The following is a 10,184-nucleotide window of genomic DNA, read 5'->3' as shown; positions in this document are numbered from 1 at the left end:
AGCCGAACCACCCGCACTATCCCCCTCGACCAGGAACAATTCATTACGGCTCTTATCTTTTTCACTACAAGCTGCCAACTTGCCGCTGAGGGCTTTTACTTCCGCGTCCCGGGCCTTTTTCTTCAGTTCTTTGGCCCTTTTGGCTGCTAAGCGCTCCAGACAAGTGGTCAAGGCTCGATTGATGGCATCTTTGGCCACCCCGGGATTTTGCTCAAAAAAGGTGCTGATTCCCTCATGGGACAGGGACTGAACTATCCCTTCCACTTCCATATTGGAAAGTTTGGTTTTCGTTTGGCCTTCAAATTGAGGTTCCCGTACTTTTACGGAAAGAACACAAGTTAAACCATCCTTAAGGTCATCCCCAATCAGGCTTTCATCCTTTTTGAAAATATTATTTTTCTTGCCGTAGGCATTAAATACTTTGGTTAGGGCCGTGCGAAAACCCGACTCATGAGTTCCCCCTTCATCAGTAGGGATATTATTAACGTAAGATCGCAGGTGTTCGTCTTCGCCATCGTTGTATTGAATGGCGCATTCCACAACGACTTCGTCCTTCTCTCCTCTATAGTAGATGGGTTTTTTATGTACGGCGTTATAATCCGACTCCTGATTAAGATGCTCCACGAAGCCAACCACACCGTTTTTCGAATGAAAAGTTTCGCTCTTGGACTCTTTGCGGTTGTCAGTTAATACAATAGTTAGGCCGGGATTTAAAAAGGCCAATTCCATTAACCGACTGCGTAAAGTATCAAATTTAAAGATAATTGTTTCTTTAAAAATCAGAGAGTCCGGCTTAAAGGTGACCTTGGTACCGCTACCTTTGACACCCTTTTTAATTATTATTAGATCTGACTTTAATTTTCCCCCGTTTTCATACTCCAGTTGGAAAACCTTACCTTCCCGGCTGACTTCCACAATTAGAAATGAGGACAAAGCATTGACGACACTAGCCCCAACCCCGTGGAGACCTCCGGAGGATTTATAGATTTCCCCGCCAAATTTACCTCCGGCATGGAGCTGTTCAAAAGCCAGCCGTACCGCCGGAATTTTCTTGACTGGGTGAATATCAATAGGAATACCTCGACCATTATCGGCAACAGTCAGGGAACCATCGGTATTAAGTGTTACCTCTATGCGTGTACAAAAGCCTGCTCCTGCTTCATCGATTGAGTTGTCGATAATCTCCCAAGCACAGTGATGCAAACCTTTGCTCCCAACAGAACCAATATACATACCTGGACGTTTGCGGACAGCTTCCAACCCCTCAAGGACTTGGATAGACTCAGCATTATATTTTGAATCAATGGACAAGGTGCTTCCTCCCTTTCGGTACCAACGAAATACTGATAATTAAGTTATACTACTAGATTTATCAAAAAGCTAACAAGTTGACAAGCCTCCACTATTATATCACACAAAAAAAGCCCGCAGAAAAGTAGCAGGCATCGACCGACAGAAAATATCTATGAAACGACGAATTAAAAACCAAGCAACATAAAAACAGCAATTATAAGCAAGAATCTTCATGAAATGAACGTCATTATAGGGAAGAGCTAAACTTTGTTATTAGGGCGTTTCAAGATCTCAATCAACTTTACTATTCCCCAGGCAATCACCCCATAGACAATCATGGCCACGATGGTAGCCGGTTCAAGAATAGCCTGAGTCTCAACTCCTCTGGCGGATGCCGTGTGAAAAATACCGGCAAAGGGACTTAAGAAAATATTGGTCAAGGTATAAATTCCCGAGACAAAGCCGCTGGCCGGATTAGCACCTAATAACTTGAAGATCAAACGAAAAGCCAACAAGACTTCAATCACCCCGAGAATGTAATAAACAATTCGTTTCGTACTTTGTATCTCTTCAGTGCTGTTCATAAGGTTCACACTCCAACTATAGTTTTTTGTAGTATGTGAGGCAACCGGCTCTAATTATGTATGCACTTTAAAGTCTCTTAAATAAGTCCTGGCAGCATGGGCCTTTTTACCTATTTTATATAATTGACTCCTAAAAGAGCCAAATTTTTGTTATAATCGACATAGCATAAGGTGATAGAAAGGATGAGATAGTGAAAAAAGCAATATTAACTCTAATTACTTCACTTAGCTTTGTGTTAAGTGCTTCGATAGTTGCTTCGGCAAGCCCTTTGGCTTATCCCATTGAACGCATAGCCGGGCAAGACCGGGTTGCGACAGCCCTAAGTATCGCTCAAAAAGGCTGGACTTCCGCCGAAACAGTAATCCTCTGTGAATATGGTGATTACCCCGATTCCATCGCTTCCACTCCCTTTGCCGTAAGCCAAAACTCACCCATTCTACTTACTCAAGGTAACACCATTGATAAGCGGGTAAAAGAGGAAATCAAGCGGCTGCGGCCCGGCAAAGTAGTGTTATTAGGCGGAACCGGTGTCCTTAAACCTACTATTGAAGAAGAGTTAGGCCAATTCGATTTTCCGATTGAAGTCGAACGTATTGGCGGAACCAATCGCTATGAAACTTCTATTCTCCTTGCCCAGCGGGTTCCCAACGATACCGTCATTCTTGCCAATGGTGATGATTTCCCCGATGCCTTATCTGCAGCCAGCTTTGCTGGGATTCAACAAATTCCGATTGTCCTAACCTCGAAAAAAATGCCGGAATCGGTACTTAACTTTCTCAAAGAGTCTCAACCGGGACGGATTATTGTTATCGGTGGCGAAGGAGTAATTCCTTCTGAAGGGCTTACAAATAATAATTTTGTAATCCAGACCCGCCTCGGTGGTAAAAACCGTTATGAAACCAATGCCTTGGTTGCTTCCTATGTGAAAGACGCTTATGAAACAGACGATCTTTTTTTAGCTTCCGGGATTACTTTCCCCGATGCCGTAGCCGGTACAGTTTTGGCAGCCAAATCTAAGGCTCCCCTTTTATTAACGGAAAAGGAAGATATCCCTGCCCCTGTCTATACTTACATGCGTGAACATATGAAAGTTGAACCTCCCCGTAAGAAAACAGAAACTCCGGCGCCAAAACCAAAAGAGGCTAAAATCGCAGCCGCGGGGGGTCTAAATCTTCGGGAAAGTCCTTCCGCCTCCGGTGCAAAAATCATTACTATTCCCCAAAACACAGTTATTACTCTACTTGAAGAACAAAGCGGTTGGTATAAGACCACTTACGAATCCCATACCGGTTGGGTTTCTGACGAATACATAACTATAATTGACGAACCTACAAAGCCGGAGTCCCCTAAACCAGATAACCCTGAGCCTAAACGGGAGGGAATTGTCACAGCCGCTAACGGATTGAATCTGCGCAAGACTCCATCTTCCACTGGAGAAAAATTAGTCACCGTTCCCAATGACACAACCATTCAAATCCTTGAGGAACAAAATGGCTGGTACAAAACCACCTATAATTCCCAAACAGGCTGGCTTTCAGCTGATTATGTTAAAGCCGCCAAACCCCCAGCCCGTAAAAAGGGATTGATTACGGCAACTAATGGCCTTAACCTCAGGGCCGAGCCTTCTGCGACAGGCGCCAAATTACTTACTATCCCTGTTGATGCCACAGTTGAGATTACGCAAGAACAAACAGGCTGGTACCAAGTTACCTACCAATCACAAGTTGGTTGGATCTCCGCAGACTATGTAGAAATTATTGAAGTTACCAATGAGGATAAGGTAGCTGCCGTAACAGAAGTTCCCGTTGCCAATGTAGATTCAGCCGATGAGTACTCGGCTAGTGAAACTATTGATTTGAGTGTTAATGGTACCGTATATATCCTGGGTGGGGCCGGGGTTATCAGCCCTACCGCCCAATCAATCATTGAGGGGAAAGCCCAATCTAAATATAAAGAGAACCAAAGAGAATTCCCAGCTCTTCCTGCCGAAATTAAAACAGAAGAGGAACCATCACCAGGAGGAGAGGAGCCGAACAATCCTGAATCCCCGCCACCTTTAGATTCCACTTATGATCCTTCCCAAGAGGTTCTCGTTGATCCTTTTGCCGGCATCCCCGAAAATGCCTTAACCGGTAAAACAATTATGATCGACCCCGGCCATGGTGGACCGGATGTTGGTGCCATCGGACCATCAAAAACCTATGAGAAAAACAATACTCTACCTATTGCCCTTGCCTTGAAGGATATCCTGACTCAGGCCGGTGCCAATGTCCTTATGACCCGCGAGGAGGATTGCTCTCCCGCAACCAATTACACGCAACTTGAAGATCTTAAGGCCCGGGTAGCTTTGGCCAATGCCAGTAATGCGGATCTTTTTGTCAGTATTCATAATGATTCCTTTACAACCCCCGAACCAAACGGAACTTCAGTATATTATTCAGCCGGAAATCCAAAGAATAATGAAAGCTTGCACCTTGCCAGCTGTATCCGCTCTTCGGTAATCGGTATGCTGCAAACCAAGGACCGCGGAGTAAAAGAAGGAAACCTTTATGTTTTGCGTAATGCCACAATACCGGCGGTACTATTAGAGACTGCCTTTATCTCCAATCCCTATGAAGAGGCTCGATTACAGAACTCTACCTTCCGGCAAAATGTGGCAGCTGCCTTATTCAAAGGAATCTATAAATATTACACCACTCCCTTACCTAAGTACTAAATACACCTTGCATAGAACCTTGAAGTTATTACCCTTCATTTTGGCATCATTATTCTCTAGGCGGGCATGAGTGACTTTAGAAAATTAATATTCGGGGGCCGTATGAAATTTCTACTTCCATACGGCCCCTGAATTTATATACTATTCCGAGTTACGAATAATGCCCAACGAGTAAGCTATTCAGACATTAGCCGCTTTTCACCGGTAATGTCTTGGATCGGTTTGATATCCTGAGTAGTTTCCATGATACCCAGATATTCCCCGTTAGCGTTACGAACAGCGTAATAACGGATTAGCACGTATTTGTCACCCATTTTAATCCAGAAGTCTTCGTGATCCTTTTTACCGGATCGTAATTCCTCGACTACCTTCTCAACCATATGGACACTGGCCGGTGGATGACAGTTTTCAACCCGACGACCCAGTACGGTTTTTGTCCGGGCAAAAATCCGTTCTTTTCCTTGAGTAAAGTACTTAACGGTGCCATCACTACCCACGAACGTAATGTCCATAGGCAAGGTGTTCATAATTGCGTTGATTTCCTCCGGCAGCAATTTACCGGCGTCAAACTCCACATAGCCATCCTGAAGGTTCTTTGCTCCTTCTTGCATAGCTTCCCCCATAATCGTTCCGTTGCTAGGCTTCCATACTCCTTGAGGATCAATGAGACAAAATCCGATTTCATCACTAGCCTCAGCAATAGAAGCCCATTCCCTTTGGGAGAAGCTCTCTAACACCATGGGAAAAAGAATATTCTCTTCTTTGAAAATCATCTCGGGAACGCGATTCACTACGACCTTTACCTTTTCAACAATTTCTTCTTTATTGGGAGTTTCGCTGACCAATAGCCTACGGGCTTCTTTGATATCAGCCCGGATTTCATCGTCAACTCCCCACATAACTTTGGGAGGAGCAGTAATTCCGTGTTTCTCCATGATCGGGAAGATTAGATTCTCCTTACGGCTATAATGTTTGTCGATTTCCCAAAGGTCATTAAAGGCCTCGCGAAGAGTAGCAAGGTTTTCCGGATCGCCACTGGTACTAAACTGATCTAATTCCGGAATAATAATATTGTTTAAAAGTGATTCCAAGGCTTTATTTTCAAGTCTAAAAGTATGAATGGGGTGGCCGGATTGGTCATCTTCATTTTGGGGAGCATGAATCTCTTGAACAGAACTGCCGAGAACAGCTGCATGGACATCACAGAGATTTTGAATCTCTTCAACGGGCATTCCTTCGCGGATTAATGCCTGTTCCATATCCGAGATCTCCGTCGCAGAAATCCCCTCTATGAGTTCAGCAAAACGTTCTTTTACGTCTTCTACCGGCTTGCCATTGTGCAACTCCATAATCAGTTCTTTAAGCACCTTTTGGCGATACTCGCGATTATTAATTAGTTCACTCATTCCATTCACTCCTATTCAGTAATTTCAAAGCCTTTTTCGGCAAAAGTTTCTTTAATTTGGTCAAGGCTGATTTTCTTCATGGCCGCTCCCTTAGGAATGGTCATGAAGCGACCGGCTGTTTGGAGCATACCTGGCTTAGCAATATCGGCAAAGCCAATTTCTTTCATCACATCTATGGCTTCCGGATAAGCGGTGCATATATCATATACCGACTTAGATAAATCGATTGATTTCATTTGAATCACCCTCCTTACAATTAATATCATACAGATTAATGTTAACTTAATCTGTGATTCCACGCATATTTTTCCTGTGATATAACCACCACCATAAAAAATAGCCCATGGAAGTAAGGAAAGAAGCCAAGGCTGCTATCATCATATCGGACATAGTATCCTCCAACCCACCCTTAACCATTTTAACAGGAAGTAGGACATCCCCGAGATATTCAAATATTTCCCAAAGAGTGCTGGAAGAGATCGCAAAACAAAAAGCTGCGATAGTTTGAATGAGCTTAAACCTTGCTTCGGATATCGGACCTCTTTTTTTAGCATTCTTATTAAGGATATATATGGCAAATAACACAGCAAAGAAACCGAAAATACCATGAAGACTCAAATCCCACCACCAAAAGCTTTGGTAAAACTTTTCAACCTCTCCAAAATACTGGGCCATAATAATAAACACAAGCATAACCAGCAAAAAACCGGGTGGTAGCTTCAACTTCACCTTATTGGCTAAATAGATAAGAATGAAAGGCAGGAATAGGGTTCCCATACCCAAGGCGATCACCCCCAAACCCTTCGCATGGTTTCCCAAAAGGCTATGTATCCCTTTACTGAGGAGAGCGATCTCAAAAAACAAGAAAATACTAATCGCTAGCTTGCTCGTTTTATTCATCTGCCACTTCTCCATCCGGTTACTTTATATCACAAACTGTACTTTGTCCGATGACTTTCCTTTTATAATTCCCTAACGAATAACAATCATTCTCCTGCTTTGTTTTCTTTTACAATAAGCCCTATAAAGGTTACAATAATAGTTGTATAATGAAAGACATTAACCAAAAATGTTATTTCGCTGTTAAAAGGAAGGTAATTTATGTCTGTTGAAAACGAAAACATTACTCGTTTATCCCTAGATAACAAAGAGATCATCCTTATCGGTACCGCCCATGTCTCCAAGCAAAGTGCAGAATTAGTAAAGGAAGTAATCGAAACCGAACGACCAGACTCAGTCTGTGTCGAACTAGATGAACAGCGTTATAAATCCATTACTGAAGAAGAAAAATGGAAGGATACCGATATCTTCAAAGTTATTAAAGAAAAGAAGGCCACCTTGCTTCTCATGAACCTGGCTATTTCCTCCTTTCAAAAGCGTTTAGCCAAAGAACTGGGCACCAATGCGGGGCAGGAAATGCTTCAGGGCATTCAATCAGCCGAGGAAGTGGGTGCCACCCTAGTCCTCGCTGATCGTAATATTCAAATTACCTTCTCCCGGATTTGGCACAATGTAGGTTTCTGGGGAAAATGCAAGCTCCTCATGGAAGTTATCCTCAGTATTTTCGACGATGAAAGTATCTCCGAAGAGGAACTGGAAAAACTCAAGTCCCAAGATATGCTTAATAGTATGTTGAAGGACTTCACAGAGAGCTTTCCGAAACTGAAGACTCCGCTGATCGATGAACGGGATCAATATCTCGCCCAAAAAATTAAAGAAGCCCCTGGGGAAAAGATCGTAGCAGTTTTAGGGGCCGCCCATATCCCCGGCATCAAAGAAGAAATTAAAAAGGATCATGATTTGCAACGCTTGACGGAGCTCCCGCCTAAATCCCTCCTCCCCAAGGTCATCGGCTGGTCCATCCCCCTACTGATTATTGCTTTGATTGCCTATACCTTTTTCAATAATCCTGATGCCGGAGTCCAACAAACCTTAAGCTGGGTATTATGGACGGGGTGTCTCTCAGCTCTAGGAACCGCCCTCGCTTTTGGCCATCCTTTGGCTATTTTGACCGCTTTTTTCGCTGCTCCCATCGCCGCCTTACATCCCCTGATCGCAGCCGGGTGGTTTGCCGGTCTGGTCCAAGCTTATTTCAAAAGGCCCAATGTCCGTGATTTTGAGAACCTTTCCGAGGATATTCTTAGTCTCAAAGGCTTTTGGAATAACAAGGTCACCCGGATTTTGCTTACTGTTGTTCTTGCAAATATTGGCAGTTCGATGGGAGCTTTTATCGGGGGAGCGGATATTGCTCGCCTCTTTTTCCAAAATCTCTAGTAAAAAAGAGTCACGTTCATCCTCAGATGTTCGTGACTCTTACTTATTTAGCTCCTCTTCAATGCGTCTTTCAATCTCTTAATCAGAAAGATCGAATTCCCGGGCATATTCCCTGGCCCGCCGACGCTGCTCATAATAATATTGTCTGAGTCTTTCCTTCTCTTCATAGGGATCCAAATTTCTACGCCGCTGACTACGTAAGTTCTTAAAAATAACATAGCTAAGCAGTGAGGTTAAGAGGACCATTAAGATCGCCTGGATGGGATCCCCAAAACCAAAGCCTATTATCATTCTCTCACTACCTTTCCCACTTAGTCCACAACACCGTTGGCTAAGCGAAATTCCCCTGCTTGCCGATCATAGATCAGGATTTCCCCAGTCTCAATAATATAATGCCAGCCGCTTATTTGGAGCTTTTTAGCCACCACCTTTTCAAAGATGTAGGGATAGGTCACTAAATTGCGCAGTTGCTGGACCACATTGACCTGTTCCATCATCCATTCCCGAGCCTCTGGTTCATCTTCCCCAAATTCTGCCAACACCCGACTCCTAACCGGTTGCAGGAGTTCCAACCACTTTTTAGTATGGGGTAAATCCGCCAATTTGTCTAATGATTTTAGACCGGCGGAACATCCTCCACAATTAGAATGCCCACAGACAATGATATTTTCTACACCGAGGACTTGAACTGCGTATTCAATGGCGGATGTGGTAGCCACATACTCCGAGGTCTCCCGGTAAGGCGGAACAATATTGGCCACATTACGGATGATAAACAATTCCCCTGGCAAAGTCCCCGTGATCATACCGGGATCTATGCGGGAATCAGAGCAGGTAATAAAGAGCGTATGAGGTTTTTGCCCGGCTTTAAGTTCCTTAAATAAGGCTTTATGCGTTTCAAAATCCCCTATGCGGAAATTTACAATCCCTTCCAATAACTTTTGCGTAAGACTCACTCCTTTCTATATTATCTAATCTCGAACTCAATTGCATCTTTTCATCATCTACCGGTGCCGCACCGCAACATAGCAGGCCACCTGAACTGCTTTTTCGAAGTTCTACATAAAGAAAACTTGGCTTGCGCCGCGAAGGCGCAAGCCGTAGTTGCCTTATACATTTAATATAACCCGGACTGCACAAAACTTTGATAATCTACAGGATTCTTAAGCAGATCCTTATCCTTTAACCAGTTTAGTACCTTGGTGACATCCTTTTCCTGGGGTAGCTCAGGTTCAGAATAATGTTGAACCTTATAGGAAGCTACGATACTTTCCGGTATATTTACATTCTTAACCAGAAGCTCTTTGTACTGATCCGGTGCCTGATTGATGGCTTGCACCGCTTTTGTATAAGCTTTATAGTAACTGATTAAGGCATCTTTTTTCTCATTGATAACCTTATTTCTAACGATGGTCACCGATTGGGAAAGATTCTCCCCTTTAGTATCTTCGGCGATTATTTTAGCACCTTGCGAAACCACATAGGATATCTGAGGATCGGGGACAACGATAGCATCGATCTGATTATTCAATAACATCTCCACTCGCAGGGGAATCTTGGCTACGGTCGTCTTCTTCACTTCTGAGGGATTGACTCCGCCTTCCCTAAGGAGACCGTCGGTGACATATTCAATGATCGAGTTATTGGAGATGCCAATGCTTTTACCCTTTAAATCTTGGACAGACTTGATACTGCTTTGAGGTGAGGCAACAATGGCAAACCGTCCTTCTTCCGGGGTGGCTCCTAAGGCAATTGAGGTTACCCTTAAGTCCTCACCGGAGCTTTTTAACAAGGCGGCAATCATAATATCGGTAATTGTACCGTCCAGCTGACCGGATTGAAAAGCACTCTGAAGTTCCACTGGACTTTGAAAAGGAATTAATTCAACCTGAAGGTTTTGTTCTTGGAAA

At 43.7% G+C, this 10,184-nt stretch carries 10 protein-coding genes; 2 read left to right on the top strand and 8 right to left on the bottom strand.

Annotation, left to right across the window (positions count from 1 at the left end):
* A partial coding sequence (locus AC1U9U_RS13595) for an ATP-binding protein (protein ID WP_479961093.1) occupies positions 1–1,311 on the bottom strand: 1,311 nt, incomplete at its 3' end.
* A gap of 242 nt (positions 1,312–1,553) precedes the next feature.
* The gene (locus AC1U9U_RS13590) at positions 1,554–1,877 is read right to left on the bottom strand and encodes a YggT family protein (protein ID WP_479961092.1); all 324 of its coding nucleotides are present in this window, start codon (positions 1,875–1,877) and stop codon (positions 1,554–1,556) included.
* Between the two features lie 191 nt (positions 1,878–2,068).
* Here AC1U9U_RS13590 and AC1U9U_RS13585 point away from each other — a divergent pair, with 191 nt between their 5' ends.
* The gene (locus tag AC1U9U_RS13585) at positions 2,069–4,594 is read left to right on the top strand and encodes a cell wall-binding repeat-containing protein (RefSeq protein ID WP_479961091.1); all 2,526 of its coding nucleotides are present in this window, start codon (positions 2,069–2,071) and stop codon (positions 4,592–4,594) included.
* A gap of 176 nt (positions 4,595–4,770) precedes the next feature.
* Here AC1U9U_RS13585 and AC1U9U_RS13580 read toward each other — a convergent pair whose 3' ends face one another.
* The 3 genes from AC1U9U_RS13580 to AC1U9U_RS13570 are packed head-to-tail and all read right to left on the bottom strand — an operon-like array spanning position 4,771 to position 6,900.
* Entirely contained in the window at positions 4,771–6,000 is a 1,230-nt protein-coding gene (locus AC1U9U_RS13580) for a DUF438 domain-containing protein (protein WP_479961090.1), read from the bottom strand.
* 11 nt (positions 6,001–6,011) lie between these two features.
* The gene (locus AC1U9U_RS13575) at positions 6,012–6,236 is read right to left on the bottom strand and encodes a DUF1858 domain-containing protein (RefSeq protein ID WP_479961089.1); all 225 of its coding nucleotides are present in this window, start codon (positions 6,234–6,236) and stop codon (positions 6,012–6,014) included.
* 46 nt (positions 6,237–6,282) lie between these two features.
* Positions 6,283–6,900: a DUF2238 domain-containing protein gene (locus AC1U9U_RS13570; RefSeq protein ID WP_479961088.1), complete on the bottom strand. Its 618-nt coding sequence runs from the start codon at positions 6,898–6,900 to the stop codon at positions 6,283–6,285.
* 201 nt (positions 6,901–7,101) lie between these two features.
* Between AC1U9U_RS13570 and AC1U9U_RS13565 the strand changes: the two genes are divergently transcribed.
* Positions 7,102–8,274 (top strand): TraB/GumN family protein, encoded by a 1,173-nt coding sequence (locus AC1U9U_RS13565; protein ID WP_479961087.1) that lies wholly within the window; start codon positions 7,102–7,104, stop codon positions 8,272–8,274.
* Positions 8,275–8,352: 78 nt separating this feature from the next.
* Here the strand turns inward: AC1U9U_RS13565 and AC1U9U_RS13560 are convergent, their stop codons facing one another.
* The 3 genes from AC1U9U_RS13560 to AC1U9U_RS13550 all read right to left on the bottom strand — a co-directional run.
* Complete coding sequence (locus AC1U9U_RS13560; RefSeq protein WP_479961086.1) at positions 8,353–8,565, bottom strand: hypothetical protein; 213 nt, start codon at positions 8,563–8,565, stop codon at positions 8,353–8,355.
* A gap of 20 nt (positions 8,566–8,585) precedes the next feature.
* On the bottom strand, positions 8,586–9,230 hold the full coding sequence (locus AC1U9U_RS13555) for a carbonic anhydrase (protein ID WP_479961085.1): 645 nt from the start codon (positions 9,228–9,230) through the stop codon (positions 8,586–8,588).
* A 161-nt stretch (positions 9,231–9,391) separates the two neighbouring features.
* The coding region (locus tag AC1U9U_RS13550) for an ABC transporter substrate-binding protein (protein WP_479961084.1) at positions 9,392–10,184 on the bottom strand (793 nt) is incomplete at its 5' end.

This window comes from Desulfitobacterium sp. (assembly GCF_982384815.1).
This window is presented reverse-complemented; position numbering and strand designations above follow the sequence as displayed.

What these genes read in the sequence shown, in the direction of transcription:
- AC1U9U_RS13590 (WP_479961092.1), bottom strand. Translation starts at nt 1,877, where the DNA reads ATGAACAGCACTGAAGAGATACAAAGTACGAAACGAATTGTTTATTAC.
- AC1U9U_RS13580 (WP_479961090.1), bottom strand. Translation starts at nt 6,000, where the DNA reads ATGAGTGAACTAATTAATAATCGCGAGTATCGCCAAAAGGTGCTTAAA.
- AC1U9U_RS13575 (WP_479961089.1), bottom strand. Translation starts at nt 6,236, where the DNA reads ATGAAATCAATCGATTTATCTAAGTCGGTATATGATATATGCACCGCT.
- AC1U9U_RS13570 (WP_479961088.1), bottom strand. Translation starts at nt 6,900, where the DNA reads ATGAATAAAACGAGCAAGCTAGCGATTAGTATTTTCTTGTTTTTTGAG.
- AC1U9U_RS13565 (WP_479961087.1), top strand. Translation starts at nt 7,102, where the DNA reads ATGTCTGTTGAAAACGAAAACATTACTCGTTTATCCCTAGATAACAAA.
- AC1U9U_RS13560 (WP_479961086.1), bottom strand. Translation starts at nt 8,565, where the DNA reads ATGATAATAGGCTTTGGTTTTGGGGATCCCATCCAGGCGATCTTAATG.